The organism is Methanosarcina hadiensis, assembly GCF_046529725.1.
Taxonomy (GTDB): domain Archaea; phylum Halobacteriota; class Methanosarcinia; order Methanosarcinales; family Methanosarcinaceae; genus Methanosarcina; species Methanosarcina hadiensis.
This window is the reverse complement of sequence record NZ_CP136241.1, coordinates 3,142,263-3,164,023: the sequence shown is the minus strand read 5'-3', so window position 1 is coordinate 3,164,023 and position 21,761 is coordinate 3,142,263. Positions and strand designations below refer to the sequence as shown.

At 43.4% G+C, this 21,761-nt stretch carries 19 protein-coding genes; 10 read left to right on the top strand and 9 right to left on the bottom strand.

Going from position 1 to position 21,761, the window contains the following annotated elements; translation table 11 throughout:
* The 3 genes from RSJ42_RS13590 (at position 1) to nikR (ending at position 2,703) form a co-directional block, all read left to right on the top strand.
* A complete protein-coding gene (locus RSJ42_RS13590) occupies positions 1 to 399 on the top strand; it encodes a hypothetical protein (RefSeq protein ID WP_410507804.1) in 399 nt (132 codons plus the stop codon).
* A gap of 247 nt (positions 400 to 646) precedes the next feature.
* Positions 647 to 1,963 (top strand): coenzyme F390 synthetase, encoded by a 1,317-nt coding sequence (ftsA, locus tag RSJ42_RS13585; RefSeq protein WP_410507803.1) that lies wholly within the window; start codon positions 647 to 649, stop codon positions 1,961 to 1,963.
* Between the two features lie 317 nt (positions 1,964 to 2,280).
* Complete coding sequence (gene nikR / locus RSJ42_RS13580; protein WP_324443836.1) at positions 2,281 to 2,703, top strand: nickel-responsive transcriptional regulator NikR; 423 nt, start codon at positions 2,281 to 2,283, stop codon at positions 2,701 to 2,703.
* Between the two features lie 103 nt (positions 2,704 to 2,806).
* Here nikR and RSJ42_RS13575 read toward each other — a convergent pair whose 3' ends face one another.
* The 3 genes from RSJ42_RS13575 to RSJ42_RS13565 form a co-directional block, all read right to left on the bottom strand.
* Positions 2,807 to 3,163, bottom strand: a complete 357-nt coding sequence (locus RSJ42_RS13575) for an ArsR/SmtB family transcription factor (RefSeq protein ID WP_410507802.1) — start codon at positions 3,161 to 3,163, stop codon at positions 2,807 to 2,809.
* 247 nt (positions 3,164 to 3,410) lie between these two features.
* Positions 3,411 to 5,096 carry a flippase-like domain-containing protein gene (locus RSJ42_RS13570; RefSeq protein WP_410510375.1) on the bottom strand — a complete coding sequence of 562 codons (1,686 nt, stop codon included), beginning with the start codon at positions 5,094 to 5,096 and terminating at the stop codon, positions 3,411 to 3,413.
* 319 nt (positions 5,097 to 5,415) lie between these two features.
* Positions 5,416 to 7,530 carry a DUF2298 domain-containing protein gene (locus RSJ42_RS13565; protein WP_410510374.1) on the bottom strand — a complete coding sequence of 705 codons (2,115 nt, stop codon included), beginning with the start codon at positions 7,528 to 7,530 and terminating at the stop codon, positions 5,416 to 5,418.
* Between RSJ42_RS13565 and RSJ42_RS13560 the strand changes: the two genes are divergently transcribed.
* Positions 7,433 to 7,657: a hypothetical protein gene (locus RSJ42_RS13560; RefSeq protein ID WP_410510430.1), complete on the top strand. Its 225-nt coding sequence runs from the start codon at positions 7,433 to 7,435 to the stop codon at positions 7,655 to 7,657. The genes RSJ42_RS13565 and RSJ42_RS13560 overlap by 98 nt on opposite strands.
* 496 nt (positions 7,658 to 8,153) lie before the next feature.
* Positions 8,154 to 9,584: an aldehyde dehydrogenase family protein gene (locus tag RSJ42_RS13555; protein ID WP_410507801.1), complete on the top strand. Its 1,431-nt coding sequence runs from the start codon at positions 8,154 to 8,156 to the stop codon at positions 9,582 to 9,584.
* Positions 9,585 to 9,751: 167 nt separating this feature from the next.
* Here RSJ42_RS13555 and RSJ42_RS13550 read toward each other — a convergent pair whose 3' ends face one another.
* Positions 9,752 to 10,021, bottom strand: coding sequence for a DUF3303 domain-containing protein (locus RSJ42_RS13550; RefSeq protein WP_048137240.1), 270 nt, complete (start codon positions 10,019 to 10,021; stop codon positions 9,752 to 9,754).
* A gap of 557 nt (positions 10,022 to 10,578) precedes the next feature.
* Entirely contained in the window at positions 10,579 to 11,922 is a 1,344-nt protein-coding gene (locus RSJ42_RS13545) for an NAD(P)/FAD-dependent oxidoreductase (protein WP_410507800.1), read from the bottom strand.
* 258 nt (positions 11,923 to 12,180) lie between these two features.
* Here RSJ42_RS13545 and RSJ42_RS13540 point away from each other — a divergent pair, with 258 nt between their 5' ends.
* Entirely contained in the window at positions 12,181 to 14,970 is a 2,790-nt protein-coding gene (locus tag RSJ42_RS13540; protein ID WP_410507799.1) for a calcium-translocating P-type ATPase, SERCA-type, read from the top strand.
* Positions 14,971 to 15,023: 53 nt separating this feature from the next.
* On the opposite strand, the gene RSJ42_RS13535 is transcribed toward RSJ42_RS13540, so the two are convergent.
* From RSJ42_RS13535 to RSJ42_RS13525, 3 genes are all read right to left on the bottom strand, one after another.
* Positions 15,024 to 16,157, bottom strand: coding sequence for a cation:proton antiporter (locus RSJ42_RS13535; RefSeq protein ID WP_410507798.1), 1,134 nt, complete (start codon positions 16,155 to 16,157; stop codon positions 15,024 to 15,026).
* A 279-nt stretch (positions 16,158 to 16,436) separates the two neighbouring features.
* Positions 16,437 to 16,880 (bottom strand): HPP family protein, encoded by a 444-nt coding sequence (locus RSJ42_RS13530; RefSeq protein WP_410507797.1) that lies wholly within the window; start codon positions 16,878 to 16,880, stop codon positions 16,437 to 16,439.
* A 281-nt stretch (positions 16,881 to 17,161) separates the two neighbouring features.
* The gene (locus tag RSJ42_RS13525) at positions 17,162 to 18,754 is read right to left on the bottom strand and encodes a flippase activity-associated protein Agl23 (RefSeq protein WP_410507796.1); all 1,593 of its coding nucleotides are present in this window, start codon (positions 18,752 to 18,754) and stop codon (positions 17,162 to 17,164) included.
* A 78-nt stretch (positions 18,755 to 18,832) separates the two neighbouring features.
* Here RSJ42_RS13525 and RSJ42_RS13520 point away from each other — a divergent pair, with 78 nt between their 5' ends.
* The 4 genes from RSJ42_RS13520 to crcB (RSJ42_RS13505) all read left to right on the top strand — a co-directional run bounded on the left by RSJ42_RS13520 (position 18,833) and on the right by crcB (RSJ42_RS13505) (position 21,244).
* Positions 18,833 to 19,126 carry a ubiquitin-like small modifier protein 1 gene (locus RSJ42_RS13520; protein ID WP_410507795.1) on the top strand — a complete coding sequence of 98 codons (294 nt, stop codon included), beginning with the start codon at positions 18,833 to 18,835 and terminating at the stop codon, positions 19,124 to 19,126.
* A gap of 18 nt (positions 19,127 to 19,144) precedes the next feature.
* Positions 19,145 to 20,338 carry a gephyrin-like molybdotransferase Glp gene (gene glp, locus RSJ42_RS13515; protein ID WP_410507794.1) on the top strand — a complete coding sequence of 398 codons (1,194 nt, stop codon included), beginning with the start codon at positions 19,145 to 19,147 and terminating at the stop codon, positions 20,336 to 20,338.
* A 153-nt stretch (positions 20,339 to 20,491) separates the two neighbouring features.
* Complete coding sequence (gene crcB, locus RSJ42_RS13510; protein ID WP_410507793.1) at positions 20,492 to 20,872, top strand: fluoride efflux transporter CrcB; 381 nt, start codon at positions 20,492 to 20,494, stop codon at positions 20,870 to 20,872.
* A 3-nt stretch (positions 20,873 to 20,875) separates the two neighbouring features.
* The gene (gene crcB, locus RSJ42_RS13505; protein ID WP_410507792.1) at positions 20,876 to 21,244 is read left to right on the top strand and encodes a fluoride efflux transporter CrcB; all 369 of its coding nucleotides are present in this window, start codon (positions 20,876 to 20,878) and stop codon (positions 21,242 to 21,244) included.
* 175 nt (positions 21,245 to 21,419) lie between these two features.
* Here crcB (RSJ42_RS13505) and RSJ42_RS13500 read toward each other — a convergent pair whose 3' ends face one another.
* Complete coding sequence (locus RSJ42_RS13500) at positions 21,420 to 21,593, bottom strand: DUF5350 domain-containing protein (protein WP_410507791.1); 174 nt, start codon at positions 21,591 to 21,593, stop codon at positions 21,420 to 21,422.
* Positions 21,594 to 21,761 lie beyond the last annotated feature (168 nt).

Here is a 21,761-nt window from a genome sequence, read left to right as displayed (position 1 = left end):
ATGGTAGAAGAAAACACCAGCTCTGCTACCTGTGAGATTTGCGGGTGCGAGATGTCTGCAGAAGATAGTATCGAAGAAGATGGAAGGGTCCTTTGCGAAGATTGCTATATAGAGAGCCGCCATAAGATTCAGGCCTGTGATCCCTGGGCTGTCCGTTCAAAGAAAATTTTCAGGGAAGAAGCAGGGCTTGAAGGGACTGAAGGTCTGACAGAACTGCAAAAAGCAATTTATGATTTCATAGTCTCCAGGGGCGGGGCAAAGAAAGAAGAAATAGCAGAAAAATTTGGGATCTCCGCAAGGGAAACCGAAAATCAGTTCGCTCTTCTGAGGCATTGTGAACTGGTGAAAGGGCAAAAAAGAACAGATGGAGTCTATCTCGTACCTTTTGATTCCAGGTAAATTTGAAAAACGCTTTTTTTATTTTTCTTTTTATCAGACAGGAAAGGCATGGTTTTTTCTCTCTGAGGTAAAACCATTTGAAGCCAATAACTGACCGCATTCCTTTCCCACCCAAAATTGTTTCATAATTGAAGACTATTCATCTTTGAAGGCAATAAATATCATATTTTTTCATAATTAAAATCTTCAATCGGGGTGTTTTGTTCTGGACAATTCAAAAACTTACTTTAATCCGGAAATTGAAACCATGGACAGGGGAGATCTCGACGCTCTCATAGAGGAGCGTGTGAGGTATACTGTAAAATACGCTGCCGAGAATTCCCCTTTTTACAGGAAATGGTTTGAAAATCACGGAGTGAAACCGGGAGATATCAAAGCCCATGAAGATCTCCTCGAACTTCCGGTCATTTCCGGAAAAACAATTCGGGAAAACCAGCCGCCTGAGACGAGAGATTTTTTGTTTAAAAGTGTGGGCTGGGAAGATGTTTTCACAATCCACGAGACCAGCGGCACAAGCGGGACTCCAAAGAGCTTTTTCCTTACCTGGGAAGACTGGGAGCGCTATGCGGAAAAATATGCCCGGATTTTCAGGTCCCAGGGCTTCGGGCAGGGAGACAGGGTAGTCGTCTGCGCTTCTTACGGCATGAATGTCGGGGCAAATACAATGACTCTTGCTGCCAGGCAGGTAGGAATGAGCATTATCCCGGAAGGCAAATGTACATTTCCCCTGCGTGTTATAGAAACTTACAGGCCGACAGGCATAGTTGGCAGCGTATTCAAGCTTCTTAACCTTGCCCGCAGGATGCAGGCTCAGGGCATTAACCCAAGGGAGTCAGGCGTGAACAGACTGGTTGTGGGAGGGGAAGCTTTTGCTGAGGAGTCAAGGAACTATCTCTCCGAATTATGGGGCTGCCCTGTGTACAATACCTACGGGAGCACGGAAGGGACCATGTGCGGAGAATGCAGCGAGATCTCAGGGCTGCATGTACCCGAAGACTTTGTCCATGCCGATGTTTACGATCCACATCTGGATGAATTCGTACCTGAAGGAGAGTGCGGAAGGGTAGTCCTCAGTACGCTTCTGCCTGTTGGGGCGAAAGCAGGAAACCTTCTCTTAAATTATGATACTGAAGATACGACTGTTGTTCTTACGCGCAAGAAATGTGCCTGCGGAAGGACTCACATGAAAATTCTCACCCCGCAGAGAGAAGCAGAAACAGTCTGGGTTGAAGGAGCACCTTTTAACCGCGTGGATGTCGAAAGAGGGGTCTTCCAGAGTGAAAATATGGATCATCTTACGGGGGAGTATGAAGCTTTTCTCTATGGCACGGAAGACGAAGAAGAAACCATACTCAGGGTCAGTGTAGAATGTAAAAACCCTGATAAATGTGATAGAGATTTAATACAGGAAAACTTTGCCCGCTCTTTCCTTAAATATAAGCCTCCCCTTTCCAGGGCTTATGAAGAAGGCAGTTTCAGGATTCTTTTTAACTTTGCGGGTCCCAGAGACCTTGAACTGTACAAAATTAAAGGACGGCCAAAAAGGCTTGTAGATAGGAGATAATTTTTAAGACTGTATTTTAAAATTTTATTTTAAATCATTGATATTACCTTTAATATCCCGTTTATTTTTTACAATTAACACATTTTCCATTTTTATTTTTTCTCTATTTTCGCCTTTTCTCTTTTTTTATTGACTTTTTATCTTTTTCATCAGCGCCAAATTTCGCAATTCCCAAACATTAATATACTGAGGAATGAATCTACATACTGGCATCACTCTTTTATATTAATGACTAAGTGAAAAAAACATATATAGTATTACTAACATTAAGTTAATGTATTATCATTCGGATAAACTGTAAATTATTTGGTGATACGATGGAAACAGAACTTATGAGGATAGGGGTCTCCCTACCCGACACACTTCTTGGTAAATTTGATGAGATTATAGAAAAAAGAGGTTACTCTTCCCGCTCGGAAGGCATAAGGGACGCCATCAGGAGTTATATTTCTTATTACGAGTGGATGGGTGACATTAAAGGTCACCGTGTCGGGACTGTTGCCGTTATTTACGACCACACGAAGCGCGGGCTCTCAAATGCACTTGCAGATATACAGCACCACTACTCTCACCTGATCAAGTCTTCCGTGCACATCCACCTTGACCACGACAACTGCTTTGAGGTAATCGTTCTTGATGGGGACGGAGAGGAAATTAAAGAACTTGCCGAATCCATTATGGCCCTTAAAGGAGTAAAATTCTCAAAACTTACTACTGTAGCCTCAAACGAAAAGATCTAATTTTATCTTTTTCGGATACGAGGCTCAGGAATTCAGTATTATTCAGGAGCACTGAAGGATATAACCTTATTAATAGGGCTTAAGTCCCTCAACTCCTAACTTATTAGCTTTTCTCGAACCGTTTTTCGATATGCTTCAGGAGAAGGTTTCCGAATTCCGTAAGGTAATATATCTGGAAACTGCGCTCCCTCTGGGAATCCACGAGCCCTGCTTCCTTTAAAAGTTTCAGGTGGTAAGAGAGTGCCGAATGCTTCTGGTCCGTGGCTTCGACAAGGACGCATACGCAAAGGCTCTGGACTTCAAGGGCTTTAAGTATCCTCAGGCGAGTTGGGTCTGCAAGAACCTTAAACAGGCTGACAACTTCATCAACATCCTCGTTAAGCGCGGTATGAACAGCTTCGAAGACATCTTCAGGAAGGGAATAAGCATCCCGGACTTCTATTATTTTCTTCTCAGACATTTTTTCCACTCAGACCTTTGCGTTCGGCCACAAGTTATGGCAAGGCATGCGGTCACAATTTTACTTTCTGGTTAATTTTTCAGCCTTCGCCCTTAAATGCTTCTTTTTAGCTCCTGGACTACCTTATACTTATTGCTGCCTCCAGTGTCGAGCCAGAGTATATGCCATTTCTTACATTTCAAACTTAAATTATTTTCCAGGCACTCTCTTTTATCTGGCTGCTTTTTCCAGTCCTGACTCCGGATTATCACATTCCTTTGAGTGTATCGGTATTTGTTGAGAGGACCTCTCTCCATCTTAGCCCAAGTTCGGACAAAGCGAGTCCGCCTCCAAGCAATGTGATTGAGTTTTTTATTATATGGTCCAGCACAGCAACAGTGAACGCGAGCTCAGGCCTGATCCCTCCAAGCACGAATACTCCTGTAAGGGCAACTTCATATGTCCCTATGGCTCCAGGGGTAATTGGAAAAGTTTTTGCGATATTTCCGAGAGCCACTGCAAGAAAAACCAGAGATATGGTAAAAGTTGAAGATGTATTTATTCCTGCTGCCGGAAAGGCTTTCAACACCAGAAAGCAGGTGAAGATATCCATACCCCATATTATGAGAGAGGATGTAATTACTGCAAGAAAAGCCCCGGGCCGGACTGCGACAACACTCATCTGATGGATAAAAGTGGAAGCGAATTCTTTTATTTTGTTCAAAGGCTCGCCTGGTATATTTTTAGAAACTTTTTCTTTGCTGCTCTTTTTGTTGCGGCTCTCTTTAAAAGAGAGAGCAAATAGGGCTGCAAAGAAGAGGAAAACTGCAATCCCTGAGAATCGAATAAGGGATTCCATCCAGGAAGCAAGCTCTAGCCTTGCAGCTACGCCTGAAGATGCGAGTACGGCAATGAAAGTAATTGCAATTATATCAAAGACTCTTTCTACTGTCAGGGAAGACAGGCTCGTTGTAAAAGCAAGGTCCTTGCTCTTTTTCAGGATATACATCCTGCTGAGGTCCCCTATCCTTGCAGGAAGAATCACATTTGCAGACTGGCTTATAAAAATACTCCCTGTAAGAAATCCAAGACCATAACGGCTTCCGAGCCTGTTAAGGATCTGCTGGAAGCGTACTCCCCTAAACGGCCAGGAAGCGCAGTAAACAACGGCAGCAAAAGCCAGGGTGCCCATAGATACATGCTTGATATTTTCAAGGACTTCAGATGCCCCCAGAAAGGTTGCAGCAAGTGCGAGAATCAGAACTGCAAGAAAAGCTGTCAGGAATATTTTTCCTTTACCTGAAAATAAGCCCGGAAAAAAGAGTTCCCACCAGAGTCGGAAGACCTCCGAACCCATCCCGACAATATCCTTTGTGAAATTTACTTTACTTGACCCACCATGCCTCCAGTAGACAGGGAATTCGAGAACCCTGTATCCCTGGTTCTGAGCCCTGACAAGCAGTTCTGTATCCCAGAACCAGTGCTGGTTTTCAATTTCATCTAGCAGCTTAAAGAGAGGTTCTCTCCTGAAGGCTTTGAAGCCGCACTGATGATCATAGAGTTTTGAATGCAAAAGAAGCCTTACCATAGAGTTATATCCTCTGCTTGCAAACTCGCGTTTAAAAGGCCTTTTTGCATCACTTTCGGGCATTATTCTCGAACCGGTGGCAAAGTCATAACCATCCGTACTTACAGCTTTGATCAGCTTTTCCAGGTAACTCATATCAGTTGCCAGATCCACATCAATATAACAGAGAACCTCTCCTGAGGCTGCCTTAAAAGCCCTGTTAAGAGCTCTTCCCCTTCCCTGCCGCTCGTCAGAATGAAGGTGTTTGACATAAGGGTACCGTTCCGAAAGGCTTGAGGCTATCCGATCAGTACCGTCTTTACTCCCGTCCTCTGCTATTATGATCTCAAAAGAATGAGTTATCTTTGAAAGTGTCTCTGCTGTTATCGAGACCGTGTTTTCTATTCTGGCTGCTTCGTTGTAAGCGGGCAGAACTACCGAGACGCTGATTATACGAACAACCTCTTGATTTTTATGACATGTAGCTGAGATTTTATTCTTGCTTCAGTTTTACATTAAATTACTTAAATCCGAATAAATTCATATTTATAAAACATATTTGCTAAATCTGTTTTGAGCCTATTTATGAAAAGTATTTATGAAACAATGTTTAGATACTGAAATAAATGATATACTTATCGAAAATGAGATTCTTTTTTGCCTGAATCGAATTCCCCTCTGAAGGATGGAATTATAATAGCTTTTTTTAAGGGGCTTCCTTTAATTTGTATATTATAGCCGAACCTTCGTAAACCGGCTCAAAATGATTTTTATTCTCGAATTTTTCAAGTCTTACAGGATATATTTGCTTTTCAAGCCTGCCGATATACACGTAGCTTATATTATATTTTTCCATTAGCTCAAGCGTTTCTTCTTCACTGCCAGTCGAATAAATAGAGCTAACGTCTTTTATCCTGTTCCTTACTTCTTTATGGTCCCTTCCCCAGAACCTCTCGTGCCTTGCCCACCCAATAACCGCAGGAAACCCCGTATTTGCAGAAACACGGCAGGTGTAACTATAACTGCTGTTATCTTCAGAAGCTTCAAGAATTGCCGGAGAACCTTTGATGTTTTCCTGCATCCACCGTATAGCATTATAGTCTCCCGTATCCAGTTCTTTCATGTATTCCATCCCGTCAAGGGTAGGTATGGCATTCATATCCTTTATTCTCGTCAGGGTTGATACTACGGGAAAGACGGCACAGGATATTATCAGGACCACGACCATAACTGTCCACGTTTTTTTAACAGCTTTTTTAAAAAATGTCCTGTTCCCGTTCTCCCCGGAGTACCGACAGCCAAGTTCATAAAATGAGTAAGAGGCTGCGATAGCAAGAAAGACCCATAAATGCATATAAAATTTGAAAACAGTATTCATACGGGCAAATTCCCCTGATATGGGGTCATCAAGGAAAATCACTTCGCAGAGCAGGGCAATAAAGGCAGCTGTTGCTATCAGAAGAAATGCAAATCCTGATGCGCTTCTTCTGGGAATATCCCTCAGGAAAAATAAAAAGGAAAGGGCGAATAGGGGCAAGAGAACTGAAAGAAGAGGGATTTCCCATGTTTTTGAAAGCAGTACAGAAACTCCTGTGAACAGGACAGCAAACACTATTTTCTTTGCAGAATTCAGGCGGTTTGCAATTAATGAAAATACAAGAAACAGGAAAAGTCCGAAAAGAATCAGAAATTTGCCTATCTCTGTCCTGGACTCCGGCAAAACAAAATCAAATCCTCCTGCTGCCTGAGGATTAAAATCCAGATAAAAAAGCAAATACGGCAGAGAACTGAAGATAGAAATAAGGATTAAAGAACTTGAAGATTTGGCGACAGCATTGAATGAATTTCTATCATGAATGTAATTTCCGCAATAGAATGCAAAAATAACCAGAAGTGTCAGGCCGAGATACACAGGAAAATCCCAGGAGTTGAATGGAAATAAAAAACCAAGAGATACCGAAAATACAATAAGTGCCAGACTGTTTTCAAATATTGGGTTGCTGTTTTTCCTTAAATACATGTTGAGGAGAAAAGTAAGTATAAGCAGTTGAAAAGGTATTGCAAGCATATGGGAGTGCAGGTCCCCGTGTATGAAACTGAAGTATGGGAACTCGTTTATTGTGAAAGGAATTACTCTTGAACTGCTCCAGTAATATCCTCTTGAGATCTGCTCATGATAAACATACATTGATACGAACTCTTTAAGCCCCTGCAGGTTCCCCAAGAAGGTCCCAAAAACGACAGTCAGGGCTCCGTATTTGACTTTTCCGCCTGTAAGGTTGTATCCAAGGCCAAAGAAAGCATTAAGGGACAGGGCAAAGGTAAGTGCAATTGCCAGGTTAAAGAGAATTGATGGCCTTACCGCACTGAGTTTTCCGATTACTGCTACGGAAAGGTACCCGAAATAGTAGTAAAAATCCATAAGCCCGCCTGCAAACCACGGGTCCGGAGGAGGGAATGAAGTTGTGTTCATAACCGCATTTAAAAATGCAAAATCCATGAATTTCTCGTGCCGGTATATTTCGGGCAGATGCATACGTACGAGCAGGAAGAATAAGAATCCTGATACAAACAGGAGTTCATTTATAATCATAACTTTCCTGTACGGGAAAGACCGCTGTTTCCTGTAAAGGACAAAGGATATGACGCAAAGTAAGAGAAATGCGGTCAGGACCGCAGTAAGGTTGAAACCCAATATATATGAAAAAATCCAGGAAAAGTAGGTGACAAATATAATTCCAAGAGTTCTGGCTACGGAATATCCCCCGTCCGGAAGCCTGCTTCCTGAACTTTTAATGAGCGGAATCGAGAGGAAGCCCAGAGCTTCAATAATAAGAAACCATAAAATGATATGCAAATATTCCAACACTGTCCCTTTCCCCTATATGCAGAGTGCAGCCTCTCAGTTGAAACTACTCTTCAGTTTTCTCACAAACGGAAGCCTTTGAGGCTTACCTGTTTTGAGACCCGCTTTAACTGAAGCCCCCAGCTTCAGGTCTGAACCAGGCTCTTCAAACCACGGTCGTAACCTTTACCCGTTCCAGATTACACCGCTGAAAATTTCATTTAACCGCTATACAAGCATATTTTGCGAATGTTTCATTCTGCCAGAATAATGTTCCCGAGTTTCCACATAGAGCGCGTCTGGTGCCCCCGATATAATTCAGAGCAACTCTTGCAGGCAGTAAAGTCTCAGGAGATTCCTTAAAGATGTTTCCCACAGGTCTTATTTTCTCTTTTTAATCCGTGAGGCGAGTCATATATTGATAATATGTATTTTGTTAATATACTTATCTTTCTTTCGAGCAGAAACTTATTTTTCTTCTCTTTTCCTTCCCCTTTCTGTTTTTTTCCTCAAATCTTTAAGTTGTTTTTAAACGAATTCGCCGTGCATCTGTGAGAGGTTTGTTATCTTAAAATAGGGCTTCGTAAATAATAGTAGCCATGAAAATGCAGATTAACGGAAAAGCGGCAGAAGCATGCGGAGGCGAGTATTTTGATGTTAAAAACCCTGCAACAGGCGAAATTATCGATCAGGTTCCGAAAGGCACAGAGGATGATATTGCTCTCGCAGTAGAAGCCGCTGAATCCGCTTTTAAAGGCTGGGCTTCCACTTCCCCACAGCAGAGAGGCATAGTCTTTTACAGGGCTGCCGAGATTGTCAGGCGGAAAAAGGAAGAGCTTGCTGCTTTGCTCACAAAGGAACAGGGAAAACCTCTTGCAGAAGCAAGAGGCGAACTGGAAGGCTTTGCTCACGTGCTTGAATACTATTGTGGGCTCGCAGGCAGTTTACGGGGGGACTTTGTTCCTGTTCCTGGAAATGGATATGCTTTTACCGTAAAGAACCCTCTGGGGGTATGTGCAGCCATAACTCCCTGGAACATGCCTGCACTGATCATGGGCTGGAAAATCGCCCCTGCCCTGATATCGGGCAATACTTTTGTGCTGAAGCCTGCAAGCAATACTCCCCTTATAAACCTAACTCTGGCTTCCATATTTTATGAAGCCGGCCTGCCTGCGGGCGTCCTGAATGTCGTCACAGGTTCCGGCGAGACTGCAGGAGAGAGCCTTGTCCGTAATCCTGACGTGAGGAAAATCTCTTTTACAGGAGAGACAGGGACAGGAAAAAGAGTAGCTGAAATTGCAGCCAGCGGGATGAAAAGAGTTACCCTTGAGCTTGGAGGAAGTGACCCTATGATTGTGTGTGATGATGCAAATCTGGAAAGTGCAGTTTCAGGAGCCATCAGGGGGAGATTTTACAACTGCGGCCAGACCTGTACGGCTGTTAAGAGACTGTACGTTTTTGAATCCGTTGCTGAGGAGTTTATAAAGAAACTCGAATCAGGCGTTAAAAACCTAAAGGTCGGAAACGGGCTTGATAAAAATACGGATATGGGGCCTCTTAACAACCGACATCAGCTGAACTTTATAAAAGAGCTTATTGCAGAAATCGAGGAGAAGGAAGAAGGCAAAATAATTACCGGAGGGAAAGTTCCTGAATTTGAAGGTTCGGATAAAGGGTATTTCTTTGAACCCACTCTTGTTTCTGATGTTCCCGCAGAATCAAGGCTCCTTAAAGAGGAAGTATTTGGGCCTCTGCTGCCCATAGTCACGGTAAAAAACCTCGATGAAGCGATAGAAGCAGCTAACAGGAGCAACTACGGGCTTGGTGCATCCATCTGGACAAAAGACCTGGACAGGATAAGAACAGGATGCGAACAGTTAAACGCAGGTATCATATGGGTCAACCAGCACCTTAAAGTGGCTCCCGAAGTTCCTTTCGGAGGAGTTAAAGAGAGCGGGTTCGGGCGGGAAAACGGGCCTGATATCCTTTCCGAATACATGGAAACCAGAACCATAATGTTAAAAACCTGAAAAAACCTTAGTCCGGTAAAACAGAATCCTGCAGAAGAATTTGTTAAAATAGGGTTTAATTAGCTCTTTTTTGGGAGCATAAATTAAGGTTTTAATAAAGGTTTTCGATGAGCCTCAACCAGCGGCTCACCGAGTTTTTCAGTATACCGGTGTTTAGTTTTCGCAACTTACTTTTTGTACTTGGGCAGAAGCTGCATGAACTCTGAAGCTTCCATTACAGGGACGCTGTCAATCACGCAGATATCAGACCAGGGCAGGTTGAAGGCTCCGTAAGCTTCGGCACTTTCTGCTTCGTAGAGAATGTAATAGCGGTTTCCGGAAAGGTCAACCCACTGGTTGATTACATCAATTCCTTCAGGAATCTCCAGTTTCTTGAAGTGTTCAAGGATCTTATCGCGATTCGAAGGGTCCCAGGTACTAACGTCCATGAATAACATCTTTTACCACTCCTCCAATTTTTTACGCCGCCCATACCCTTCCCGGAAGCTCAGGCAGCTTCTATTCAGCATCCGGGTTATTCCTGAGAGCTTGGCCTTAATGGAAAATGTGATCGTTTTCCTGTACTATTCCTTTATTAAACGGCTCTGCCCCAGAAAGCCGGTTTACGGCAGTAGTTTTAAGCATTTTTTAGTTTTTTCTCTGCCTTTCCTTTCTCTGCCATTCCCAATTCCCCATGAGTAACAGATTCGGTAAGACAGGCAGTCTAGCAGAAAAAAAATCTGCAGACCCAAACAGTAATAATATTATCTCTTAGGCTATATAATAGTTCGTCCGAAAGGATTGTTTTGAGTTAAATATCCTTTTTAATATACATAACTTTATTTTTAAGATCTTATATTTAACCGGCTATCACTGAAAATTAACTTATATTGTTCTGTATGTCTTAAATAGATTTTCCAATTGTTTTTCTGTTATTGCTGCCTCTCCTCGCTTTTTACCAGCTTTTTCTGAATTCCTTAACTCCTTTCTACAGATTGTAGCTCTTTTTTACTGCTTATACAGGTCTTAATTCTTTATGCTGGTTTCTAGCTTCTTTTTGTTGCATGAGCAATTCTGCGGATTCAAACCCTGCTTTTACAGAACCGTTCATGCTCCTTTCAGGGTAATTGCTTGAGGAGAACATGCCTGCAAGGTAAAGCCCGGAAGGACCTGCCGCAAAAGGAAGTACTTTTTCAAGATAGCCCTGTTCGTATACTGGAGCGGTATCAGTTCTGCGGTAGAGCTTTGTCCAGCGTACATCTTTTCTTGAAAATTCGGGAAATATGCTTTCAAGCCCTTTTAAATATGAATCAATAACCTCTTCTTCTTTCTGCGTCCAGAGAAGGCTTTTCCTTTCCTGGAAATAGGACGTTACATAAACAATGTTTTCTCCATAATCTTCAAAAGGCAGAAAATTAGTATGCTCGATTACGGCTCCAAAAGGCACATCTGCTTTTATGTTCAGCCAGTAATTCCCGTCCCCCATAAGGCCTTTGTCAAGCCCTATAAGAGCGCATGCCGTTCCTTGATAGCGGATACTCTTAAGGGTCTCATGCAGGGCTCCAAGTTTGCCTCTGGTAATTGAGTCAAGTACCGCTGGTTCCACAGTTGAAATTACAGCATCGCAGGCTATGAAATCTCCGTTTACGACCACTCCCTGGACTGCATCGTCTTTAATCACTATTTCTGTTACTTCCCTGTTTGTTCTGATCTCTCCTTCGTTTGCAGTTATCTCTTTTTCCAGGGCTTCTATAAGGGAGTCAAACCCTCCTCGCATGTATCCCAGATTCTCTCCTTCTGTACCCCTATCCGATCTTATTTTCACCCTCCCCATAAGCCAGGCAGCTGAAACGTTTCCTGCATTGTCTCCAAATTTGCTTTTCATCAGCGGGGCAAAAAAGTTCTCATATACCGACTCCCCTGCAGTACTGAGCACCCAGTCTTTTGCTTTTATCCTGTCATACGGGGTTGTGTCTTTTATCAGTTTTATCCTTAAAACCAGCATGCCGAGTTTTGCCAGATCAAGAATGGAGAGAGGGCTAAAATGCAGTATCTCAAAGGGCGTATTCATAGGGTAATACTTGCCGTCAACAAAATAGGCGTTTTTTCCCTCCAGCCATAGCATTTGTTTTTCTAGCCCTAGTTCTTTTATAAGTGCAAGAAGCTCGGAATCACTCCTGAATATGTGATGGTAGTACTTTTCAATAAAGTACTTTTTTCCGGAATTCTCAAGAGAGTAGCTTGCTGACATCCCCCCAATATCAGGATCTTTTTCAAAAACAATTACTTCATTAGATTTGCAGAGCCTGTAACCTGCTGACAAGCCTGCAAGTCCGCTTCCGATTATTACTATCTTCATGTATATTTTATCCTTCTATTATTGAACTTCTTGAAGCTAATTTTTAATAACTGATTTTCACAATTACAAAACTTCTACATAGGGAATCTATCGATTACCAGTTTTCCTTCCTGGAATATACTGTGGAATGAAGATTGCTTAAAACCCCTTTGCATAACGATACATCTCCCCGATATATATACATTAAACTAATTTATATCATAGCACAGAACATATTAAATCCAGAACTATCTCCTTTTAGTGAAACGGAGGCAAGGGTTGTACTACGATCAGGATATTAGCTCGGTTTTTGGGGAACTGAGGACATCAGAGAAAGGGCTGAACCCTGAAGATGCGGAAAAGAGACTGGAAGAATACGGGAGAAACGAACTTAAAGAAAAAGAGGAAGCCTCCATTTTCAAACTCTTTATCTCGCAGTTTAAAAGCATTTTAATTCTCATCCTTGTAATTGCTTCCATTGTCTCGGCTTTGCTTGGTGAAGCCGTTGATGCAGCAGTAATCTTATTCACTGTTTTTCTTGCCGGAGTCCTTGGTTTTGTACAGGAGTACAGAGCTGAGAGGGCAATAGAGCTACTTAAATCTCTTACCTCGCCGGAAGCAACCGTAATAAGAAACGGGAATGAAAAAAAAATCCCATCAACGGAACTGGTTCCTGGGGATATTATTCTGCTTCAGACCGGTGACAGGATCCCTGCAGATGCCAGGATAATTGAAGAGTATAACCTCAAAGTTGACGAGTCCTCCTTAACAGGAGAATCCGTACCTGTCCAGAAGGTTACGGATGCCTTTCCCTCAGGCACTTCCGAAGCTGACAGAAAAAATATGGTCTATGCCGGGACTGCAGTTGCCTACGGAAGAGGAAAAGCCGTTATTACGGCAACAGGCATGAAAACCTCTTTTGGAGAACTTGCCGGGCTCCTCGGAACTATAGAACGGTCAAGGACCCCTCTGCAGGAAAGCCTTGACAAATTCGGCAGATGGATTGGAGCGGCAACCATAGTAATTGTAGCTTTTGTTGCAGTCCTTGGTGTTTTTCTCGGTTTTCCTCCTCTGGACATGTTTCTCTGGGGCGTTGCACTTGCAGTTGCTGCCATCCCTGAAGCCCTGCCTGCGGTTGTAACTGTAGGGCTCGGGCTTGGGGTAAGACGTATGGTCAAAAGGCATGCCCTTGTAAGAAAACTTCCTTCCGTAGAAACTCTTGGAGCTACGGATGTCATATGCTCTGATAAGACCGGAACGCTTACGCAGAATAAAATGACAGTTGAGAGGTTATATGTTAACGGGCAGACACTCAAGGTTACGGGTGTCGGATATAATCCGGAAGGGGAATTTCTAAAAGGAGATCTGGAAAAAAACAGTCGGGAAGATGGAGACACAGAGGTCTCCGGAAACGATATACACCTCCGGGTTCTTCTCCTCGGGGCTGCTTTATGTAATGATTCAAACCTCTATAATGAAGAGGATGGATGGAAAATCAGAGGAGACCCGACAGAAGCAGCTCTTGTGGTTGCGGCTGCGAAAGCCGGTCTTGAAAAAACCGAACTTGACCTGAATTACCCGAGGCTTGCAGAGATACCTTTCTCTTCAGAGAGCAAGAGAATGACTACCTTCAACAGGCTGGAAGACGGACCTGGAAATTTTCTCGACTCCAGACTGGTGGCTTTTTCAAAAGGGGCTCCTGAAGTCATCCTGGGGTCATGCACGAAAATTTTCCTGGATGGTGAAATAAAGGCTTTAACGCCTGAAATGAAGCAGGAAATCTCCGAACAGGTAAAAGAACTCGCTGACCAGGCTTTGAGAGTTATGGCTTTTTCTTTCCGTCCTTTTGAAGAAGGCTTCTCTCCCGAAAGAGTTTCTTCCGGAGAAATTCCTGCAGAAAAAGTCGAAGAGGACATGGTCTTTTCAGGGCTAACCGGCATGAGAGACCCTCCGAGAGAAGAGGTAAAAGCCGCAATCAGGACGTGCGAGGACGCCGGCATCAAGACCGTAATGATAACCGGGGATCATAAGATTACCGCATCTGCAATTGCACGCGAACTCGGAATTTTAAAAGAGAACGATCTCACTCTTACCGGCTCCGAACTTAACAGCCTCGAAGATAAGGAGTTTGAAGATAAAGTTGAAAGGGTCTCGGTTTACGCGCGGGTTTACCCTGCCCATAAGCTTAGAGTGATAGAAGCCCTTCAAAAGAAAGGCTATGTTGTTGCAATGACCGGGGACGGGGTAAATGATGCTCCTGCCCTGAAAGCTGCGGATATGGGCATAGCTATGGGAATTACAGGCACGGATGTCAGTAAGGAAGCCTCAAGCATGATCCTTACAGACGATAATTTTGCTTCCATTGTCTCGGCAGTTGAAGAAGGCAGAAATATTTTCAAAAACATCAAAAATTTCATCGTTTACGGGCTTACCTGCCATATCGGGGAAGTACTTATTGTTCTTATAGCAATCCTTGGCTGGCAGATTCTCCCCCTGATGGCTGTACAGATCCTGTGGATTAACCTGATCACGGACGGGCTCCCTCCTATGGCTCTTTCCGTTGAACCTCCTGACAGGGGGCTTATGAGGCAGAAGCCGAGGAATGTTGAAGAAGGACTTATTACGCGCCGCGAGATTACTGCCGGACTGGGGATAGGCGGGCTTATTACAGTCCAGGCGCTGATAGTATTGGTTTGGGCCCTGGACAGCGGCTTTCCCATTAATAAACTGCAGACAATGGTATTTACACTTGTAGTCCTTTCAGAAATGTTCAATGCCTTCAACTGGCGTTCTGACAGGTACTCGGTCTTTTCTCTGGGCTTCTTTACAAACAAAGCTCTGATCTACGCAGTCCTGACCACTATCGTCCTGCAGTTAATGGTAGTTTACGTCCCGTTCCTCCAATTTGCTTTCGGTACGGTTTCCCTTTCCTTTTCCGAATGGGGCGTTATACTTGCTCTGGCTTCCACTACCTTCATCTCTGTGGAGATAATAAAGTACCTGACCGGAAGGAAGGATTCCAGAAAGAATATGAATAAAGTCAGGCACTCTTCAAGACCCCGGCTTTAAACATATCCCTTTATTTCTGTTCCGGTTTTGGGCGTTTGTTTCCTAATTCCATCTTACACCATATTTTTTTGTTTTTTTCTTCCAGCCTCGATCACAAACTTCAAAGCCGGAGGTGAAACCAGAATGGATACTATAACCATAAAAACCATAGCTGAGAAAATTTCCTGGCCGATAATCCCAATCCCTCTGCCTATTGTTATCATAACAAGTTCTATTCCTGCCCTGGGCATGACCCCAATCCCGAAGGCAAGGCTTTCGCAAAAGCTGAAGCCTATGGCTTTTGACCCTATAAATCCTCCTATCAGCTTTCCTGAGAGGGCAAAAAGAATCACTATTGGGACAAAAATACCTGCGTTTATCAGGGAGTAAAGATCGATCGAAAAGCCTATGAATGCGAAAAATAGGGGAATTAAAATTCCATAAGCCAGCCCTTCAACTTTACTCTGCACATCGGGAATTTTGGCAAGGGGAACTTCTGAGATTAGCATCCCTCCTATAAATGCTCCTATTGTTGCATGAAGCTCCAGAAGCTCCGCAAGATAGGCAGAAAAAAGGGCTATTACTACCACAAGAGAAAATACTGCTTCTTTTGCATGCATTTTCTGGGCACGGGCAAAAAGCCTGGGGAAAATATACTTTCCCAGGAGGTAGATAATCAACAGGAAAAACAGGATTTTTCCTGCAATCGTAAGAATTCCCAGAACCGTAGGTGAGCGGTTAAAACGGGCAAAAGTGACTACTAGAGAGAGCAGGGATATTCCTATTATATCGTCCAGAACCGCAGAAGAAAGCATTACTGTTCCCGGTCTGCTGGAAAGGTAGTTCAGGTCTATAAGATTCCTTATTACCACTGCTATGCCTGTGGGGCTGAAGGCAACAGCCATAAAGAGGCTTTGCAGAAAAGTAAAATTAAAAATCCTTCCAAGCAGGAATCCGAAAGCAAAGGCAAAAATTATCTGGGAAAGCGTGGGGATAAATGAGACTAACGCTGATGGCCCCAGGTCCCTTAAGCTAACTTCTTTGTATCCCGCAGTAAAAAGGAGAAATATGGACCCAAGTTCAGCAAAAAAAGTGACTATTCCTGTCTCCACATCCAGAAAAAGCGCCCCAAAAAGAATGCCAGCAAGAATTTCTCCCATAACTGAAGGGGCGCCAATTCTCTCTGCAACCTCTCCCAGGATTTTCACACTGAAAATAAGAAATAATATCTGAAAAAGAGCACCTATGGATTTGACCCCCGGTTTATTCTTACACCAATACGCCAATACATTTTGAATCTGCCTGCGGCTTAAGAATTTATAAAGGCCTCTCACTCCCCTTTTGCTGTCCTTTTTTGGCTCATTTTAACCTTTCTTCTTTAAAGCTCATTTTAACCTTTCTTCTTCAAAACTCATTTTAACCTTTCTTCTTTAATTCTCTTTTCAGTTTCCCCCTTTAATTCTGTTTTTAATCCTTTTTTCTCTGTATCAATCCTGATTTTCTTTTGAACTGATTTTTTTCCTTCTTCTGCATATCTCCTTTACCAGGTCTATTTTGGATACGATCCCTACCAGTTTTCCATTCTCACTTACGCAAATATGGTCAAATCTATGCTTCACCATAAGGTCTGAAGCATCCTTCAGCGTAGATTTTAAAGAGATCGTCACAGGATGCGTTACCATAACGTCTTTTGCGTTTTCTCCGAGGGATCTTCTGGCTGTAAGGGGCGTATATTTAGCTCTGGGCATCAGGCACAAAAGCAGAATCTCAAGAACAATGTCAAGGTCAATAATGCCTGTTAGCTCCCCTCTTTTGTTAATCACCGGCAGAATATGGTAAGGATTTTTTGCGAAAACCGAAAACACTTCTTCGATAGGTGTATCCTCATTTACTGTTACCAGTTCTCTGGACATAAGCTCTTCAATTGTCATCCAGAGGCAGCCTTCAGACCCCTTGACTATTGATTCGAAAAATGCTTCTGAACCCCGAGAAGATTCCTGAACGGCTCTGGAAGTTCCGCCCCCTTCTTCTGAATTTTTTTCGGATTCATTGTTCTTGACTTTCTTTCCGGAATCTTTTCCCTGAGTAAAACCCTTTTCCAGAATGAACCCCCACAGCTGTCCTTTTCATATTCTTTCCTGTTCCCATTTAATATATTTGCATCCTGATTTATATAAAATCCGGAATCTCTGTTTCGCTGCCGGGAAACGGATTATCCGGTTTTCTCAAGTTTGTTATTGTAATAGAGGGTAAAATCTTTTCTCGGGCGCAGGGAGAAATTATACGAAGAGTATTCCTCTTCAGGGAGCTCCCTGTACATATCATAGGATATGGGCACTATTATGGCATCGTATTTGCTGCTCGCTGGAGGTTTTGAAGAGTAAGCCGCCTTTTCATAGTCCCGCAGATACCAGGGAAGGGGCCAGTAAAGCTGGTACGGGTCAACCACATAAATTCGCAGGGTTTCAGGGCTTCCATCGAATTCTCCTATTTTTTCCATAAGCGTCCTTATGTCAGGAGAAGCCTGAGCGTATGTCATCAGTTCTTTGTCTTCCATGCTCCTGAAGTAATTTATGGAAATACACTGAGCCATGGAAACCAGCAGGGTAAGAACCAGAACTCCTGCCAGTAAAGTGCGGGTTTTGCCGGAGTAATTTACCTGTTTTTGCTTTCCGCTTTCAGCATTTCCAGAAAACATTTCTCCAAGGAAAGCTCCTGCCAGGAGCCCGAAAGGCAAAACAATATGAACTACAAGCCAGGGGACTTTTTCCTGAAGGTAAGAATAGAGAAGCAGACTCGTAAGTGCCCAGTAACAGAGGAAAAGGAAAAATGAATAGTTCCGTCCTCTACTTCTTACTCTATTCCCAAGGAAATAAAAGAAACCTGCAGTTCCAAAAAGTACGGTCAGAATCTCATATGTGAAAAGGATAGGGATATAATAGTAAAACGGACCTCCTATCCTCTCTATCCTGTGCATTTCCATCCAGTGATTAAAAGCTCTCTCCACGATTGAGAAAAGAGATATATCGTACCTGAAAGCGCTGGAGTAAAAGAACAATATGATGAAAACCGCGAGTGCACCTGAAAGAAGTATCTCTGGAATATAGGGCAAAAGAGTTGAGGTTTTATGGAAGATGGTTTTTTTCAGCCCAGTGTCTCCCTTCTTCCAGTCTGAATAAATCCAGTATAGCAAACCCAGCCCGGCATAAGCTCCGAAGATGGAAATTACTAGGTAAGCATTTTCTTTGGAAGATACGGCAATAGCAAGAGACGAAGCCGTAAGAAAGAGGTAAGGATATCGCTTTGAACTGTGAATACTGTCAAGATAGCGGAATGCACCTGCAACAGCAGCCAGGGTGCAGAATACAATTATCATATCATTTCTAAAAAACCTGGAAAAATAAACCATACTCGGAGAGAATGCAAGCAGAAGCATTGACCAGAGCACTCCGCTCTTTCCCATTTCTCTCTTTAGCAAAAAAAGCACAAGAATGGCTGCAACTCCGAAAAAGACAGGGACAAAACGGGATGTTGTATCGTTTATTCCGAGAAAGTGAAAAACAGCAGCAGTAGAGTGGAAAAGAAAAGGTCCGTGATAAGCTGGATCATAACTGTATTCCCCTCTTTCAAGCAGTTTGAGGGTAAAGCTGGCGTGTATGCTTTCGTCATGATGAAGGACTCTCTCTCCAAGCTCAAACAATCTGAAGAAAAGGGCAAAAAGAACAATTATAAACCCATAAAGCCTGTACTTTTTATCTGAGAGGCAGGATGGGTATGTTTTTTCGTTATCAGAATTCTGCTGCATTGTTTCCAGACCTCCGGTTATGACCGTTTCTTATGAGGCATAGGTATATTTAAGGAATGGGATGAAATAATCTTCCTCATGGCTGAAGTAAGGATCAAGTTGTTTGCGAATCTGCGTGAGGCAGCAGGCACATCAGAACTCTCCCTTTCCGGAGAAAAGGTTATTGATGTCCTTTTATCTCTCACTGAAAAATATCCAGAGTTAAAGAATCTTATTTTTGAGGAATCCGATGAAAGTGAGGAAATCCCGGCTCTTTGCGGCTCCATCAATATCCTTGTGAATGGAAATAATGTCCGGCACCTTGAGGGGCTTGACACCGACCTTAACGACTCGGATGAGATCGGGATTCTACCCCCGGTCTCCGGAGGATAAATTTTTGGGGCCAGGAGCATGGGCAGGGTATTTAAAGAACGTACTTCCGTTAACGAGGCTTTACAGCTTTTCCTTGAAAGCTTTTCTTCTCTAAGGCACACTGAAGAATTGCCACTTGAAGCCTGTACAGGCAGGGTACTTGCAGAGCCCGTGATTTCCGGAAGAGATGTCCCTCACTACAGGCGTGCCGCAATGGACGGGTATGCTGTCAGGGCATCTGATACTTCGGGTGCCTCTCCTGCGAATCCTGTGTTTTTACAGCTTTCCGATGAGGTAGAAGAAGGTACCTCTATATGGGTTCACACGGGCGCAGCCCTGCCTGAAGGAGCCGATGCGGTTGTAATGGTAGAGGATACCTTTACATCCGGGGATATGGTTGAAATCAGGTCTCAGGTTTATCCCGGAAAGAATGTCGGGCAAATTGGAGAGGATATAAAAAAAGAAGACCCTGTCTTTGAAGAAGGGCATCTCCTCCGGCCATGTGATGCTGCAGTCCTTGCTTCTCTCGGACTGGACAGGGTGAAAGTTTTCCGAAAACCCGTGGTTGCAGTCATCCCTACAGGAGACGAACTGGTAAGCCGCGACAGGGCAGGAGATGTCCCTCCTCCTGGAATGGTGCTCGAGACAAACGGGCTTATGGCTTCCCTTTATGTGGAAAAATGGGGTGGAATTCCCAGATACACACGGATAGTTCCTGACCGGCCTGAGAGCATAAAAGAAGCGATACAGGCAAACCTTGATGCTGATATGATTCTTCTCTCTGGAGGAACATCCGTTGGTAAAAGAGACCATGCCCCCGGGGTTGTAGAATCCATGGGAAGACTGCTTGTCCATGGAGTAGGTGTCAGCCCTGGGAAACCTGTGGCTCTTGGGGTCATAGATGAAATTCCAGTGGTTTGCCTTCCCGGCTATCCGGTTGCCGGACTTGTTGCCCTGTATTTCTTTGTCCGCCCCGGGATAAGGAAACTCGGATCGGTGCCTCAATTGCCCGAAACTATACTTAGAAAGCGCCTGACTGCAAAAATAAGCTCAAAAATAGGATATGTCAATTTCATCAGGGTCATCTTTGAAGGAGACAGGGTACGCCCGCTTACAGGAGCCAAGTCCGGAGCTCTCAGTTCCGTTGCGAAAGCTGACGGTTATGTGCTGGTGCCCGAACATATAGAAGGTTATGAGGAAGGGCAGGAAGTGGATGTCTTCCTTGTTGAGTGAGACCTGTATCGTGTAACTGAAATATTCCTTGCACGTCTAACCCTTTCGTTTTCTTTGCCCAATCTAAATGAATAATATTTTATACTAACAGGAGGTAATGGGAAGGATATAACCGTCCTTAATTCCCTATTTTAAAACGTTTAAGTGAAGAATATGCCCTCACCAGATAAAGAAATTGATAAGATCTTTTTAATCGGACTAGGCGGCTTTCTGGGAGCGGTTTGCCGATTCTTGCTCTGCGAGCTTGTCGAAGGGCAGCTTGGCATCCTTTCCGTAAATGTGCTTGGGAGTTTCGTGCTTGGCATGATTATGTATGATGCTGAGTATCTGGACATAATAGGCTCCAAAGGAAGGATCTTACTCGGCACAGGGTTCATAGGGGCATTTACTACCTTCTCGACGTTTGCAGTCCAATCTTTCAGCATGTCTTTCCTTCCTGCCCTCGGGAATATCAGTGCCAACCTCTTTTTGACCGTTACAGGCGTACTCTTTGGCAGGAGCGTTATAAAAGCTCTCTCACGCAGGGAGATTTGAAAAATGCTTCCTGTATCAAATTTCGGGGAGCTCATTTTAATAGGTACGGGCGGTTTTATAGGAGCATCTCTTCGATATACGGTTTCAAGCCGCGTGCCAAAAATCCGAAATATTCCTGCAGGAACTCTTGCAGTAAATTTCCTTGGGAGCATAGTCCTTGCCCTGCTTACTTTTTCTTCCGAACCCGAATCCATGATCTATCTGGTAAACATAGGAATTCTCGGCTCCTTCACAACATTCTCAACCTTTGCTTATGAAACATTCAGGCTCCTTGAAGATGGAAAAAACGTCTCATTTTTCCTGAATATCTTTCTAAATGTTATGCTCTGCCTTCTAGGGGTAAGCATTGCATATCTTGCTCTCAGGCTTTAACTCCCAGGCTTTAATCATGAAATCTTTGAGTATTAGTCTAAAAGCAGGGCGTTAAAGACAATCTTTTAAAGAGGCAGAGCTATTCGGAAATAAATAATTCAGTTATAAAAAGATTTTTAGTAGAAAAGTTATAAAATTAGTGACTAAAAAATGGTAAAATAGGAAAGCCCTTTAGTTATTTTACAAGGGCTTTTGCAGATCTTCTTATGAAGCGCCTCTTATGACCTGAAGAGGTGAAGCGCTGTGCAGGTCCGGGGTGTGCTTTCTGAGCTTTTGACTTCTGGACCTTAATTACTTTGCCTTTTCTGCCTTTTACCTTTACCCAATCAATGCTGCCGGTTTTGCCCATTATCATTCCTCGTTGATTTTGATCTGAATTTAATATTCATTTTTCTTTATTTATTGATAATTTATTCACATACCATATTCGCCTTATCGCCTTATCACTGCTGTTTGCCGCGGATTTTTTCCTTCAGCAGTGCTTCAGCAAAGAGGTAATTTGATGATGATTATCAAA

Coding starts and splice junctions, on each gene's coding strand:
- RSJ42_RS13590 (WP_410507804.1), top strand. CDS start 1: ATGGTAGAAGAAAACACCAGCTCTGCTACCTGTGAGATTTGCGGGTGC.
- ftsA (WP_410507803.1), top strand. CDS start 647: ATGGACAGGGGAGATCTCGACGCTCTCATAGAGGAGCGTGTGAGGTAT.
- nikR (WP_324443836.1), top strand. CDS start 2,281: ATGGAAACAGAACTTATGAGGATAGGGGTCTCCCTACCCGACACACTT.
- RSJ42_RS13575 (WP_410507802.1), bottom strand. CDS start 3,163: ATGTCTGAGAAGAAAATAATAGAAGTCCGGGATGCTTATTCCCTTCCT.
- RSJ42_RS13555 (WP_410507801.1), top strand. CDS start 8,154: ATGAAAATGCAGATTAACGGAAAAGCGGCAGAAGCATGCGGAGGCGAG.
- RSJ42_RS13550 (WP_048137240.1), bottom strand. CDS start 10,021: ATGTTATTCATGGACGTTAGTACCTGGGACCCTTCGAATCGCGATAAG.
- RSJ42_RS13545 (WP_410507800.1), bottom strand. CDS start 11,922: ATGAAGATAGTAATAATCGGAAGCGGACTTGCAGGCTTGTCAGCAGGT.
- RSJ42_RS13530 (WP_410507797.1), bottom strand. CDS start 16,880: ATGACAATTGAAGAGCTTATGTCCAGAGAACTGGTAACAGTAAATGAG.
- RSJ42_RS13525 (WP_410507796.1), bottom strand. CDS start 18,754: ATGCAGCAGAATTCTGATAACGAAAAAACATACCCATCCTGCCTCTCA.
- RSJ42_RS13520 (WP_410507795.1), top strand. CDS start 18,833: ATGGCTGAAGTAAGGATCAAGTTGTTTGCGAATCTGCGTGAGGCAGCA.
- glp (WP_410507794.1), top strand. CDS start 19,145: ATGGGCAGGGTATTTAAAGAACGTACTTCCGTTAACGAGGCTTTACAG.
- crcB (WP_410507793.1), top strand. CDS start 20,492: ATGCCCTCACCAGATAAAGAAATTGATAAGATCTTTTTAATCGGACTA.
- crcB (WP_410507792.1), top strand. CDS start 20,876: ATGCTTCCTGTATCAAATTTCGGGGAGCTCATTTTAATAGGTACGGGC.
- RSJ42_RS13500 (WP_410507791.1), bottom strand. CDS start 21,593: ATGGGCAAAACCGGCAGCATTGATTGGGTAAAGGTAAAAGGCAGAAAA.